Origin of the sequence: Robertmurraya beringensis (assembly GCF_042433785.1) — a bacterium.
In the GTDB taxonomy this organism is placed as follows: Bacteria; Bacillota; Bacilli; order Bacillales; family Cytobacillaceae; genus Robertmurraya_A; species Robertmurraya_A beringensis.
This window is the reverse complement of record NZ_JBHLUU010000027.1, coordinates 79238-92404: the sequence shown is the minus strand read 5'-3', so window position 1 is coordinate 92404 and position 13167 is coordinate 79238. Positions and strand designations below refer to the sequence as shown.

Genomic DNA, 13167 nt, shown 5'->3' with positions numbered 1-13167 from the left:
CGAAAAATCTAAATAATCGTAAGGAAACTATAGCAGTAATACCGAGATTCCAGTAGAAGAGATGAAATGATAAGATAAAAGATAAAGAGTGAACAAGAAATAATTCTTGTTCACTCTTTTCTGTGATGAACGACTGCGGGGGTAGTCGTAACTGGTTTCAAGGGTTTAACCGACTAAACTACTTTTACAGAATCCTTATTTGCTACCATTTCTTCTTCTTCATTGATAAGATCATATTTTCTTAAAACGGGTTGAATCTTCTTCATAAAGAATCCAATTAACGGTCCCATAAGGAGCATACCAATTACGGTTCCTTCCCTTATAGTAAGCGATAATGAGAACCCAAATGTTAGTAGAACGACAAGAAGGATACATAAAAGATCGACCGATTGTCTGATGTAAACAAATTTCCATTTGGTTTTTTTGGACAAGGTCATACAAAATCCTTCCAATGGAAAAGTGACTACATCTAATACCAACATGATCGCTAATGCAAAAGCTACCATGGTTAACGCAGCAATTAACAATATCACTCTAAGTATATAACTATCTATTGTAATAGATCCCCAAACTTCATAGAAAAAGAAATTGATTACAACCCCAATGAGAATGGTCAAAGGCAACTGTAATAGATGGCGTATTTTAAAACCCTTTCTAAGAAGAATCATTTGGCCTACTATACAGCTACTATTAAAAATCATTCCAATCGTTCCTACTTTAATTCCAGATAGGAAAGAAATAGATTGTGCTAATGCATCATATGCCCCCACACCAACCGAAACTTTTAAAGATAAGGATGCAGCAATCCCTACTGAAAGGATGATTAATAATAGGAGAAACATGATCTTTATTTGTTTCATTATTTTTCCTCCATGAAAGAACCAACTTTTAGTTTTTATTTAAAAAAGGTGTCCTGAGCACCCGTTAGTCCATTGGTGTCGCTGGGACCATGAGGATTTCACCTATATTAACCGATTTTGGTGTACCAATGGCATAAGCGACGGCATCTGCGACATCACTTGATTGTAACCCGATCTCTTGTTGAAGATTCTCAATCCATTCTCGTCTTTCAGAGTCACTGATCGTTAAATGAAGTTCCGTGTTGACCGTTCCTGGAGAGATGAGTGTGCTTCGGATTTGGTTATTTCGTTCCTCTTGGCGCAATGTTTCCATGATGGCGCGAACGGCAAACTTTGTTCCACTGTAAACAGCCCCTTGTTGAAAAACAACATGTCCCGCTTCGGAGGCAGTTGTGACAATGTGACCTGATTTTTGCTTTTGCATAATCGGTAACACGGCAGCGATTCCATTTAAAACACCCATGACATTGATATCAAGCATTTGGCGCCATTCATCGATTTTTAAGTCTGAGAGCAAAGATTGTGGCATGATTCCGGTGTTATTGAAGAGGACATCGACACGGCCGTGTTTTTCGATTGCTAAATCGACCACCGCTTCAACTTCGTCTTTATTCGTTACATCTGCAACCATAAAGGAAATATCAGTATTTGGTAATGATTCGATAAGCGCTTTCAAACGATCTTCACGACGTGCCGCGATGACTAGTTTTGCTCCTTCTTGTGCAAGTTTTTTTGTCGTAGCCTCACCAATTCCGCTCGAAGCACCCATAATAATAACCACTTTATCTTGTATATTTGACATTATAAAGTAACACCCTTCCTTGTTGTTTGTATATTCACATTATAATTGTACAGGTATAATTTTTCAATACATGAATTATTTTTTTATTCATGTAATCTTTTTGCTTGGTTTGTGCTATAATATGGGCAAATGAATGAACAAATGAGGGGACGAAATGTTAAAGTACCAACAAATTGCAAGCGAAATTGAAAAATATATAGTTGACCATAACCTGCAGCAGGGAGATAAGCTTCCAATATTAGAAACGTTAACGGCGCAATTTGCCGTAAGTAAGAGCACGATTACGAGTGCCTTAGATCTTTTGGAGAGAAAAGGGATTGTTTTCCAAGTGCGAGGAAGCGGAATCTTTGTGAGACGCCATAAACGGAAGGGTTACATCAGCCTGTTGTCCAATCAAGGATTTAAAAAAGAAATGGAGGAATCTCAGCCAACGTCTGAGGTCATTGAATTAGATGTGGTTAAGCCTACACAAGAAGTGATGGACAATTTAAATATTGGACCAGAGGAGGATGTATATTATGTCAAACGGATTCAATATATTAATGGGGAAACCTTGTGTCTGGAGCATTCCTATTATAATAAAGCCATCATACCTTATTTAAATAAAGAAATTGTGTCTGAATCGATCTTTCATTACATTCAAGAGGGATTAGGATTAAAGGTTGGATTTTCGGATATGTACCTCCAAGCAGATAAATTGAATAAGGAAGAAGCTGAGTATTTAGGTCTAGAACCTAGCGACCCAAAGTTTTGCCTCGAAGTTATTTTTCATTTAACAAACGGACAGCCCTTCGACTACTCGAAAAACATCTATAACTACAAACAGTCGCAATTCTTTATTCAGGCGATTAGTCATTATTAATTATGAAAGGTTGTTTTTCGTAAAGTTTGTTGTTTTGGAAAAATCCCAAATGCCGGATTTTTCCCCGCATAACGCTGGATTTATTGGTCTATTTGTAGAGTAGCTCTTTTCTAAGGATGAAAATATTCTGATTGGCTGTTGAAACAAATAGTTAATTTCCTAAAAAGTGTGTATATAGCAACAATGTTTTAGAAAAATGCCTTTTGAAAAAAAGGATTAATAGAGCATTTCTTATCTGCTCATTAATCCTTTTTATTTGTTGCAGGAAATGTGTCTACGATTCTTGATTTTCCTCATCCCTTTGATACTCCAAAATATCCCCAGGCTGACAGTCCAAAGCCTTACAAATGGCATCTAACGTGGATAATCGAATCGCTTTGGCCTTTCCATTTTTCAAGATCGAAAGGTTTGCCATCGTGATTCCCACTTTCTCTGAAAGTTCGGTTACACTCATTTTCCGTTTCGCCAACATCACATCAACATTAATAATTATCGCCATTATATTCACCTCAGACCGTTAAATCATTTTCAGATTTGATATCAATTGCTTCTTTTAATAGTCGTTGGAGAACCGCAGCGAAGACAGCGATGACCAAGGAAGCAAAGGTAGGAACCATTCCCATAAGGATGAGACCGGGTGCATCGTCAATTTCTGCGACCACATACACAAATGGCAGAACGAGCACATACAACCCACTGAAGGTCAAGGCACAGAATTTGATCTTCTGTAGTGCTTTCACAGACAGTTCAGAAAAAGCTTCGTTTTTATCAATATAGTTCAACAGCTTAAACGCCTGATACAGTGCACCGAAGAACGGAATCACCGACACATACATGCCGACTAGGATCGGATACAGGATGTGGTCAAAATCGGCATTGAATGGATGTTTCGGTAACCATGTTAAACCAAATATAGACAAAGCCAGAACAGGAATCGCAATAAAAACAAGTGCCATCCTTAAAAATAACGTTGAACCTCGTTTCATAAATAACACCTCGCTAATGTATTTTCATATTGATTCTAATACATTTTTTATCGTTTTACAATAAGTAATTGTTGTTTTGTTATATTTTTTCTATTAGTGATGTGAAAAAATTATAAAAATCATGCAAAGGGGGTCCGAAAATGGACCACCTTTTTTCTTATACTTCAACTATAGGAATTTTGAAGAGGAGAGAGCGTATGAACCAACAGCAGATCAGAAGTGCCATTGGAGTATTGGCAGACTTGTTTTACTCCGACAAAAAAAATCAAGAACTCGCGATGTTAACGATGGAACATTATATTGACGATTTGAAGATGTTAAAAGATGTTCGAACGGTCGCAAGGGAGCTCGAGAATCTGCAAGCCTTCTCGTTGCTTGCACCGATGAAATGGTTTGATATGAAAGCAGCAGAAGAAATTGAAGAAGTGCTTAAAGGGGATGTATCTTTTCGCAGGAAAAAAAAGCGACTGGATCAGACCACTGGTGACTTACTAGTTTTATAGAAAAAATGAATGAGGTGGAAGATGATGAGAGGTTGGTTGAATGTTTTCTTTGCAGTAACTTTAATGGTATTTCTATCCGCATGTGGCAATGAACTCGCAGGAGATACCCATTCTTCGGAAGGGACCAAAGAGCAAGCCGCGTCAAAACAAGAAGAAACAAAAGAAGTTCAAGAGGAGCCAAAGCTTGAAATAGTCCAGTCCACTGGGGGAGCCTGGAAGGATTCCATTGATAGCGTTTGGGTACATTCCTCTGCGATCTTTGAAAATACAGGCGATGTGCCGGTCTCAATTGGAGAAACGCAAATGAATTACAAAGATCAAGAAGGAGGCATTCTCGGAACCTCCACGATGATCTATTCTGTCCCAAGCGTGGTAGGTCCTGGTGAACAAGCCTATATAACCGAAACGACGATTCTAGAAGGAATGACCGACCCTTCCCTATACGGTGAAACTACTTATAATTATGGGTTTGATCCAACCGAAGAAAGTGCTAATTTACTAGAAGTGTCAGGAACGAAAGGAATTCCTTCCACCGATGACTATAGCACTCCGTACACCGTAACAGGAGTAGTGAAAAATACCACAAGTGAATTACAGGATGACATCCGAATTTCTGCAGCGTTATTTGATGAAAGTGGAACGTTACTTGGTGTGTTAAATGGAAGTGTGGATGTGGGTGTTAATCCAGGTAGCGAAGCCGGATTCGAATTAAACTATCCAGAAGTACCGAGAGAGATCGCAGGCAAAGTCAAAACGATTGATGTAAAGGCATATGGTTGGACTTGGTAATCTAGTGAAATATTATTAGGAGGAATTAAAATGAAAAAATTTATATTAATGATGACGGTTCTTAGTTTTACTCTTTTAACGGGGTGCTCGACATCGGACACATCGAAGGCAGCTGACAAAGAGAACAGTGAGGCAACGGATCAAGAACAAACCAATGAAGCGGTGGAAGTGGATAAAGGGTTACTCAACGTAGAAGTCACTTTGCCCGCTTCCATGTTTGAAGGAGAAGATGTGGATGCTTCCATTGCTGAAGTAGAAAAGGAAGGCGTTAAAGCAACCAAGAACGAAGACGGTTCCGTCACGTATAAAATGTCCAAATCAAAACACAAGGATATGATGAAGGAATTAGAAACAGGGATCATCGAGTCCGTTGAGGATATGAAAAACAATGAAGACTTTGTTTCGATTCAAGAGATCAAGTACAATAAGTCATTTTCAGAGTTTACGATGGTGGTAGATCAAGCAACCTATGAAAACAGCATGGATAGCTTTGTTGTATTTGGACTTGGTTTATCTGGAATGTACTATCAACTTTTTAATGGTGCAGATAGTGAGGACTATCGAGTGAAAATCATGGTCAAGGATCAAGCAACCGGAGAGGTGTTTGAAGAAGTGGTTTATCCGGATGATTTGGAGGAATAGGGGGTCTATGCCTAACCTGCTTTGATAAGAGTGGGTTAGGCAGATTCTTATCTTTATTGGCAAAAGGGGAAGGGCAATAAATTGTAAAAATTCTCCTTAATTAGTATACTCCTATAAGGATCTATCAGAGAAAGAGCGTGGGAATATGCACCTACGATCCTATGAAAATAGTAAATAACTGACCAAAGGCCTGTTTGTTTAAAAGATAACGTACGGAGGATCAGATACATAATACATAATGGAGGAATCAACAATGAAATCACTAAAACGAATGCTCTATGAATTAACGATGGATAAAGAATTCGTCGCTTTAAAATTCCTGATTGACCGTCCGAATGTGTTCCATGTCGTGGGGGCTACCCATTTAGAAACCTGGCATTCACGGTTCTTAACGTGGCTGTTGGATCCGACCGAAAGACATATGCTAGGATATTATCCGTTTCAACGATTCTTAATGGCCGTGGCCGAATCGGCGGATGAAAATTTAGATGATATTACGGATCTGGCCATGCTGAATGTGAATCAATTCAGACATCCGGAGGTTATCGCTGAAAAGGATATAAACAAACTAGATATCGATGAGCAGGAAACATTAGAGGAATCTGAAAAGAATGACGACAAAGGAAGGCTGGATGTTTTCTTTAAGGTAAATATCGTTGATGAGAAAGATCCTAGCCAGGAGAAAAGATTAATCCTAGCGGTCGAGCAAAAGGTTTACGCAAGAGTGGACGTGAATCAATGTAACAAGTATTTAAGAAAGTTCGAAGAGAAATTCAAAGACGAAACGTTTTTATTGGTCGGCTTAGTACCAAAAAGCCAAATCAAAGAATCCAATGAAGCAACGTTCGGCAGCTCCAAATGGAATGGAATTGATTATCAGCAATTAGTAGACATCGTTCTCATGCCGTGCCTGGAAAACCCAGATTTAAGCATTTACGCCAAACCGATTATTCAGCAGTATGTAGATGCCTTACGTATGCCGTATAAAGGTAAACGTGAAAAATTAGCAACGATTGAAGAAGAACGCATCCTTGTCCGCTCGATTTATGATCGCTTTGAAGACGTGTTTAAAGCCATTACGAACATATCAAATGAAGACGACAGCGAAGAAAGAAACTATGTGAACACGGTTGTGAACGAAACTTACGGGGAAGTATTCAGAACCATCAAATGGATCCTGAACGAGGAAAACGATGTAGAAGAGCTATGGAATTTCTCAACCCCATTCCAAAGAACCATACACAAAAGATGGGACGAGCTTCATATCGTCATTAATCATAAGAATGAAGAAACCGTTATTGATGGAAAAACAGTGGCGGAACTTTGGAAAAAGACGTTGCAGTGGATTGAAGAGAAGCATCTTCCTCTTCATCAGCTGGTCGAAGAAGGCTTTATTCTTGGAGGTGGGGACAACGGAAAGCGGTATGCATTCGCGTTACAGCCCATTCACAAAAGAAGAAAAAAATTCGCGTCGATCCATACTTACGAATCCATTCTAACAGGTGAGACTTACTATTTGGAAACTAAAATTAATCCGGAAAGTGGTATGTTGACCATTGCTAAACTGCTACAGAATCTGGGAGTAGGTGTGGAAACCCCTTTATTACAGAATAGTGAAACAGTAAAAGTATAAACCTTACTAGGACCCGTACCTTAAACTTAAGTTTACTTCTTGTTCTTAGAGTGCATTCCCCTGGTAAACGAATAGAACGAGTGGCTAGCCAGGATCGGCGTACATTATGAAAAGAATCTTACACTATTAGAATTGTAGATGACACATGCTAAAGGTATGAACACTGCTCCACCAATTGTTTGCCACAATTAACAATTGGAAGGGCAGTTCTTATTATTCATGAACCTTATTTTATTTGCAGTCATTTATCTGGTTTTCTAATTATCAAAGGTATTTTAGATAGAGAATCTAGTTTAATGAGTACTCCTCCCTTGGTATAATGAGAATATTGAACGCAACAGGAGGAGAAAATGAAGGAATTAACATTTAAACAAGGCCATTACTCTATATCTTACGATGAAAAGTCCAATGGATATTATGTGAGTACAGGACATGGAAAGATCTTAACTTCGAAAGCTCTAGTTGAATTATGCGAAGGAATTATTAGATTTTTAGATACATATACAGATGAAGAAGTAGAAGAAGCAAATAAACAAAACGAAGAAACCTGGTATGCAAGTGTGTATACCGAAAACGATCATTTAAGCAAACCATACCATACATGTACCTTCAAAAAAAACGGTCATGTAAGAGAAGGCTTGGTCTATATATACCAGGATAAGGCATCAGGACACGTGAGAGCAGTAAAAACCACAGAGCAATCATTTGAGAAGAGCGTGAGAAATAAACAAAATAATTCCTATGAGGGGATTAAGGTCCTGTATAAAATACATACCAAACATCAAAATCTCCTGTGGGAATTCTTTAATATGAAAGCAGAACACATTCGAAACCATCCTGAATTTGTAACAAAGGAAAAGTACTTTGCTGATCTTAACCAATGGATTGCTACAAAAGTAACTGTCACCAAATACAAATGTAAAAAATGCAACGATGTCATGAGCAGTTTGGAAAGGACGTCTTATATACGTTGTTCCACTTGCTTAAGTAACTTTTGCTCTGTAGATTGCTGGGAACATCATGAATGTAAAAGTAAAAAAACAACTCAACATAATAAGTCTTAAATAATGACCAAAATTAAGTAGAAATAAAACTAGAGGAATGATTAGTGACTACACAATACGAAGCTATTCTTGAAGGATTTAAACAACCAGGTGGTGTACAAAGTAAAAAAGAAAAACATGATGGATACAAAAATATTATCAAAAAAACTATAAGGATACAGGTACTGCTATGGCAGATATGGTACCTGTTACACATGGGGGCAATAATAGCTCGACCGTATCACCAAGGTTCCGTATTTTACTAAGGATATCAAGAGGATGTTATTGTATCATTCCCGAAAAGTATAATAGCTTTTATTAATAAGAGAAAAGCGTTTTTCCACCAAAAGGAGAAACGCTTTTTCCTGTTTTCAATAGGGGTACCGATTAAAAACATAAAGATTACTAAACTGCGACCCATTCTTCCTGACACTTTCATATACAGTTATTATGCCAAACTTAATCGCCTTTTGAAGCATCCGTTTAAAGGAGGAACGTGAAATCATACCAAGTTCTCCCCGATCCTCATAGATACTCTTAAGCATAGTACCTATTTTCGCGTTACAAACTCCTGGCACCTTTTCAGCGAAAAGTATCAGTCGCTGCAATGCAATCTGCTCATTTCTTGTGAATTGATTCTTATAATCTACCATCCATAAAGTCACATCCTCACGAAACTCCTGAGTATTGCGGATAGATTGAGCCGGCAGTGCGGAATTTTGAGCCACTGTTTGCGGACATCTGAGCCAGTAAGTGTGGAGGAAAGAGCCACTGCTATCAAAATACAAAATAATTTAGAGCCATTAGAACAGAATTCGTTCCAATAGCTCTTTGTATTATCTAAATCTTTTATCTCCTAATTGCTTATCAATAATCTCAATTGCCCAACGAACGAGTTCATCTTGATCTAAATCCTCTTCTTTATTCCATATGCAGGAGGGTAATAGTCTTTCTTCTACTGCTATCCTCACTTCATCGGGTAAATACATATGCAAAAAATACCTAGCTATTCGACTTTCAACTTCTGATGGAATCATTTTGATGCCCCCAATCCATGACGTTCTCTCATCGAAACTTCACCATCAACTAGAATCTTATAAGAATCATGAACAATTCGGTCAAGAATCGCATCTGCTATTTGTGCCTGTCCTAGTTTTGAATGCCATCCTTCTGGAGAAAATTGAGAACAGAAAATAGTCGATGCTTTCTTTAACCTTGCTTCAATAATTTCCAACACGTGAAGCACGTTTTCCTCTGAAAGCTCTGTAAGTAACCACTCATCTAGTATCAATAAATCAATCTTTTTATATTTTTGAATTAACTTACGAAAACTACCATCTGCTTCATATTTTGCTATAGCTAATTCATCGAGTAACTCTGGTAATCTAATATATTTTACTTTGTAAAATTGGCGACATGCATGAACCCCAAAGGCATTTGAGATCCACGTTTTTCCGTTCCCCGAGGCCCCCATTAAAATAATGTTATGGTGATTTTGAATGTAATTTCCTGTTGCTAATTCTAGTATTAGTTTCTTGTCTAGATTACGATCTGGATGATATTCAATGTCTTCAATAGCTGCCGTTGGTTCGCTGAATGTCGCTTGCTTAATTAATCGTTCAAGTTTATTTGATTTACGTCTATCATACTCATAATCTACTAAGAGGTTGAATCTATCATCAAAATCCATACTTTTGTAATCTTTATTTTGACTTTGTTGTTGATATATTTCTGCCATTGCACCCATTTTCATATCTATTAATTTACGTAATGTTTCGTGATTCATCATTTATTATTCCTCCCAAAGTATTTAGCCCCACGGACAAATCCATAGTCTTCAGAGGTAGTGGGCTGCCTGTTAATATCCGTTTTTTTATTTTGCTTTTTCTTCTTATTTCTCTCCAGTACGCTTTTTAAAACAGAAACTGTCGGGTTTGTTGATATTTCAAGTAAAGTTTCCGTTGCTGTTTCTATTTCTTTATTTGTGTATTTCGTAGATACATTCCTCAGTGTGCTAAGGATGTTTAATGCTTTTTTCTCCACATTCATTTCCAGGATATTAGAAACAAATCGAGTCATAGATGGTCCAATTGTTTCTGCCCACTTCCGATTATTTTCGGAATTATGTTCTAAATATAATCGGTGATTATCAGGCATATGGTCCGTGTTCGTAGAAAACTGGCCAATTTCACCATTTAATCGTTTATGTGATGCAATACGGACTTCTTTGAAGTAAACTTCAATTAAATCCGTGGTTAGTCGTATATCGACATTCTCTCGGACATAATCATACGGAACGGAATAATACATTCGTTCAACTTGGATGTGGTAGTTCAGTTGAACCTTGATTACAGCCAAGAGATTTTACCACCCTTGCCATCTTTTTTACCACTCATCGCCAAGGAATTTACCAGGCTACGCCAACGCGTTTACCAATGGATAAAAAAGCCCTACAGATTAACACTCTAGTAATCTAGTAGGGCTTTTACTGTTAATTAACTACTTAGAGTGGTTAATGAAATAATCGAAGATTATCTTTCTAGATCCTTCATAAATATCTTGCTCAGTCCAGCTATAAGGAACAGGTTCTTCGCCGTATACTTCTAAAAGTTTTTCATTTAATTCCTTTGGGAAAGGAATCCAGTTTTTGAATCCCACCCAATAATAGTATTCTTCAATCTTCTGAATCTCTTTTGGAGTTAATGTGGTCATATCTTGGTTACCTGCCTAACCCATGACGCTCACGCATAGAAACTTCTCCGTCTAGTAGAATTTGATAGGAGTCATGAATAATGCGATCTAGTATTGCTTCCGCAATTGTTTCTTTCCTAGTTTTAAATGCCACCCACTAGGATCAATCTGTGAACAGAATATAGTGGAACCAACCTTATGTCGAGCTTCTGTAATTTCCAAGAGGATTGCTGCTTCATCCGTTGTTAAATCTGTTAAAAGCCATTCATCTAGGATAAGGAGGTCTACTTTCGTATATTTTTTTATGCTCTTCCGATAGCTTCCGTCTGCTGCTAATTTAGCGAGTGAGAGTTCATCCAGTAATTCTGGTAACCGAATATATTTAACGTTGAAAAACTGTCGACAAGCAGATATTCCGAATGCAGTAGCTAAGAATGACTTTCCTGAGCCAGTAGGTCCTTTTAATATTATATTGTGACTATCAAGGATATAAGTACAACTAGCCAACTTCAGAATCAACTCTTTGTTTAATCTTCGATCCTCATGATATTCCAGGTCTTCAATACATGCATTGGAGTTAAGAAAAGTCGCAGTTTTGATTAACCGTTGAAGTTTATTACTCTTTCGGCGGGCATGTTCTAAATCGACAAGTAAACTAAATCTATCTTCAAAAGTCATTTTTTGAAATTCTTTATTCGCTGCTTGTTCCTTATAGGCTTCTGCCATCCCACTTAATTTCATCTCGATTAATTTGGTTAATGTTTGTTCATTCATCATTTATCCGTTCCCCCATAGTAAGAAGCTCCACGTGTAAAGCCGTAATTATTTTTGTTGATATCTGTTTTCCGTTTTAATTCTTGCTCTGCGTCATTCTTTTTGTTAGTCTTCAGTAGCGTTTGAATACTTTTGACCGTTGGTCTTTTAGTCATTGAGAGCACCATTTTACAAGCACGTTCAATCTCATATTTTGTGTAACGACGCTCAAACTTCTTTAAAGAAAATATAGATTGTAGGGCTAGCTTCTCTGTTTGTGAAGTATCTAGAAGATATCGAATTACGCTTAATGTTGATTCTCCGATATTTTCTGCCCATTCAATCGCAACTTCTGGGGTTTGATCAACGAATAACTTGTGATTATCTGGCATATGATCGTGAATGGTGGTCGTCTGTCCAAATTTCCCATATAATCGTTTATGAGAGGCAATTCTCATATGGTTAAAAAATACTTCTATGAGGTTATCTGTCACTCTCACCTCGACTTCTCGATTGATATATTCGTATGGCACAGAATAAAACATGCTATCGAAAGAAACGTGATAGTCAGGGGCTACAGTTGTCTTTTTCCATTCAGACATTTTATAAGGTGCTAGTGGAAGGGGAGAAAGCGCAAATTTCTCCTCTTCTTCAAATGCTGACCAACGAGACCCTTTTTTTCGAGTAAAGGGTCTCTTATTAAATTCATCTAATTTCTTCCATACCTCTTCGTTCAATTCATCAATAGTGAAACAATGCGTATTTCTTAATGCTGCAATAATCCAGGTAGAGATAACTCCAACCGAACCTTCTACACTAGCTTTATCTTTCGGAGTACGCACCCTCGCCGGCATGACGACAGTGTTGTAGTAGTCCGCCATCTCTTTGTAGGCAGGATTTAATATCAATTCACGCGTCGTATGCTTCGTAACGCTCGTTTTAAGGTTGTCTGGAACTACAATTTGTGTCGTTCCACCAAAATACTTATACGCATTATTGTGAAGTGTAATCCATGAATGCGAATCCATAGATAAGCTTGCTTCTGCGTATGATAACTGGCTGCACGGCAGTGTCGCAACGAACACATAGGCTTTTACCTTTTCTCCAGTATCTCTATCAATGATGAATGCTGTGGAACCCGCCCAATCGACTTCCATGATTTCGCCTGGTTTTCTGCGAATGCGCAAAGTAGCTTTGTACTTATCTGCATAATTGCTGTAATGACGCAAAAAACTACGATAAGAGTATGGAATCTTCTGGCTGGCTCTACATTCAGCTTCATATTCATGGTGGAGGAGTGAAAGTGTGACATTGGGCTTTGCCAACTCTTCATGAATATAGTCAAAATTCAAGGGTTGTCGACCTGAAGCCTCCAGTGTCTTCTCAGGAAAAAGAAATTCCTCAATCCACTTATCCGTCATTTCTTCCTCTAACGGACAGACTAACCCCTTCTTTTCGGCAAGGCCGATGATCTCTGTTACTTTTTGACGAGAATGGCCAGTACTTGAGGCAATGCCTCTAAGGCTGATGCCCTCATCGTGTAATTCCAAAATCTTTCGATAATGAACCATACAAAAATACCTCCTGAATAATAATGGCACAC

General features: G+C 38.0%; 16 protein-coding genes and 1 pseudogene. 6 read left to right on the top strand and 11 right to left on the bottom strand.

All coding sequences use genetic code 11. The annotated features are described in order from the left end of the window. Nucleotides 1-173: 173 nt before the first annotated feature. The gene (locus ACFFHF_RS09615) at nucleotides 174-860 is read right to left on the bottom strand and encodes a YczE/YyaS/YitT family protein (protein WP_160547581.1); all 687 of its coding nucleotides are present in this window, start codon (nucleotides 858-860) and stop codon (nucleotides 174-176) included. Nucleotides 861-924: 64 nt separating this feature from the next. Continuing rightward, on the bottom strand, nucleotides 925-1662 hold the full coding sequence (locus ACFFHF_RS09610; protein ID WP_160547580.1) for an SDR family oxidoreductase: 738 nt from the start codon (nucleotides 1660-1662) through the stop codon (nucleotides 925-927). Nucleotides 1663-1816: 154 nt separating this feature from the next. Here ACFFHF_RS09610 and ACFFHF_RS09605 point away from each other — a divergent pair, with 154 nt between their 5' ends. Beyond that, the gene (locus ACFFHF_RS09605; RefSeq protein WP_160547579.1) at nucleotides 1817-2524 is read left to right on the top strand and encodes a GntR family transcriptional regulator; all 708 of its coding nucleotides are present in this window, start codon (nucleotides 1817-1819) and stop codon (nucleotides 2522-2524) included. A 274-nt stretch (nucleotides 2525-2798) separates the two neighbouring features. On the opposite strand, the gene ACFFHF_RS09600 is transcribed toward ACFFHF_RS09605, so the two are convergent. Beyond that, nucleotides 2799-3023, bottom strand: coding sequence for a helix-turn-helix domain-containing protein (locus ACFFHF_RS09600; protein ID WP_160547578.1), 225 nt, complete (start codon nucleotides 3021-3023; stop codon nucleotides 2799-2801). A gap of 10 nt (nucleotides 3024-3033) precedes the next feature. Continuing rightward, nucleotides 3034-3510, bottom strand: coding sequence for a DUF2975 domain-containing protein (locus ACFFHF_RS09595; RefSeq protein WP_160547577.1), 477 nt, complete (start codon nucleotides 3508-3510; stop codon nucleotides 3034-3036). A gap of 197 nt (nucleotides 3511-3707) precedes the next feature. On the opposite strand from ACFFHF_RS09595, the gene ACFFHF_RS09590 reads away from it, so the two are divergent. The 5 genes from ACFFHF_RS09590 to ACFFHF_RS09570 all read left to right on the top strand — a co-directional run bounded on the left by ACFFHF_RS09590 (nucleotide 3708) and on the right by ACFFHF_RS09570 (nucleotide 8141). Then, nucleotides 3708-4013, top strand: coding sequence for a hypothetical protein (locus ACFFHF_RS09590; protein WP_160547576.1), 306 nt, complete (start codon nucleotides 3708-3710; stop codon nucleotides 4011-4013). 21 nt (nucleotides 4014-4034) lie between these two features. Continuing rightward, nucleotides 4035-4802, top strand: coding sequence for an FxLYD domain-containing protein (locus ACFFHF_RS09585; protein ID WP_160547575.1), 768 nt, complete (start codon nucleotides 4035-4037; stop codon nucleotides 4800-4802). 30 nt (nucleotides 4803-4832) lie between these two features. Then, nucleotides 4833-5444, top strand: coding sequence for a hypothetical protein (locus ACFFHF_RS09580; protein WP_160547574.1), 612 nt, complete (start codon nucleotides 4833-4835; stop codon nucleotides 5442-5444). A gap of 253 nt (nucleotides 5445-5697) precedes the next feature. Next, nucleotides 5698-7077 (top strand): PD-(D/E)XK nuclease family protein, encoded by a 1380-nt coding sequence (locus tag ACFFHF_RS09575; RefSeq protein WP_377057947.1) that lies wholly within the window; start codon nucleotides 5698-5700, stop codon nucleotides 7075-7077. A gap of 350 nt (nucleotides 7078-7427) precedes the next feature. Then, nucleotides 7428-8141 (top strand): hypothetical protein, encoded by a 714-nt coding sequence (locus tag ACFFHF_RS09570; RefSeq protein WP_160547572.1) that lies wholly within the window; start codon nucleotides 7428-7430, stop codon nucleotides 8139-8141. Nucleotides 8142-8491: 350 nt separating this feature from the next. On the opposite strand, the gene ACFFHF_RS09565 is transcribed toward ACFFHF_RS09570, so the two are convergent. The 7 genes and pseudogenes from ACFFHF_RS09565 to istA form a co-directional block, all read right to left on the bottom strand. Further along, on the bottom strand, nucleotides 8492-8848 hold the full coding sequence (locus ACFFHF_RS09565; protein ID WP_160547570.1) for a hypothetical protein: 357 nt from the start codon (nucleotides 8846-8848) through the stop codon (nucleotides 8492-8494). A 108-nt stretch (nucleotides 8849-8956) separates the two neighbouring features. Continuing rightward, nucleotides 8957-9157, bottom strand: a complete 201-nt coding sequence (locus ACFFHF_RS09560; protein ID WP_160547569.1) for a hypothetical protein — start codon at nucleotides 9155-9157, stop codon at nucleotides 8957-8959. Next, nucleotides 9154-9909: an IS21-like element helper ATPase IstB gene (gene istB / locus ACFFHF_RS09555; protein ID WP_061794326.1), complete on the bottom strand. Its 756-nt coding sequence runs from the start codon at nucleotides 9907-9909 to the stop codon at nucleotides 9154-9156. The genes ACFFHF_RS09560 and istB (ACFFHF_RS09555) overlap by 4 nt, the downstream gene beginning before the upstream one ends. Next, complete coding sequence (locus tag ACFFHF_RS09550; RefSeq protein ID WP_377057946.1) at nucleotides 9906-10478, bottom strand: Mu transposase domain-containing protein; 573 nt, start codon at nucleotides 10476-10478, stop codon at nucleotides 9906-9908. Before ACFFHF_RS09550 ends, istB (ACFFHF_RS09555) begins: the two co-directional genes overlap by 4 nt. 141 nt (nucleotides 10479-10619) lie before the next feature. Beyond that, the gene (locus ACFFHF_RS09545; RefSeq protein WP_160547568.1) at nucleotides 10620-10832 is read right to left on the bottom strand and encodes a hypothetical protein; all 213 of its coding nucleotides are present in this window, start codon (nucleotides 10830-10832) and stop codon (nucleotides 10620-10622) included. A 7-nt stretch (nucleotides 10833-10839) separates the two neighbouring features. Further along, nucleotides 10840-11588 (bottom strand): annotated as a pseudogene (gene istB / locus ACFFHF_RS09540) (IS21-like element helper ATPase IstB). Then, entirely contained in the window at nucleotides 11585-13135 is a 1551-nt protein-coding gene (istA, locus tag ACFFHF_RS09535; RefSeq protein WP_160547567.1) for an IS21 family transposase, read from the bottom strand. The pseudogene istB (ACFFHF_RS09540) and the gene istA overlap by 4 nt, the downstream one beginning before the upstream one ends. Between the last annotated feature and the right edge of the window lie 32 nt (nucleotides 13136-13167).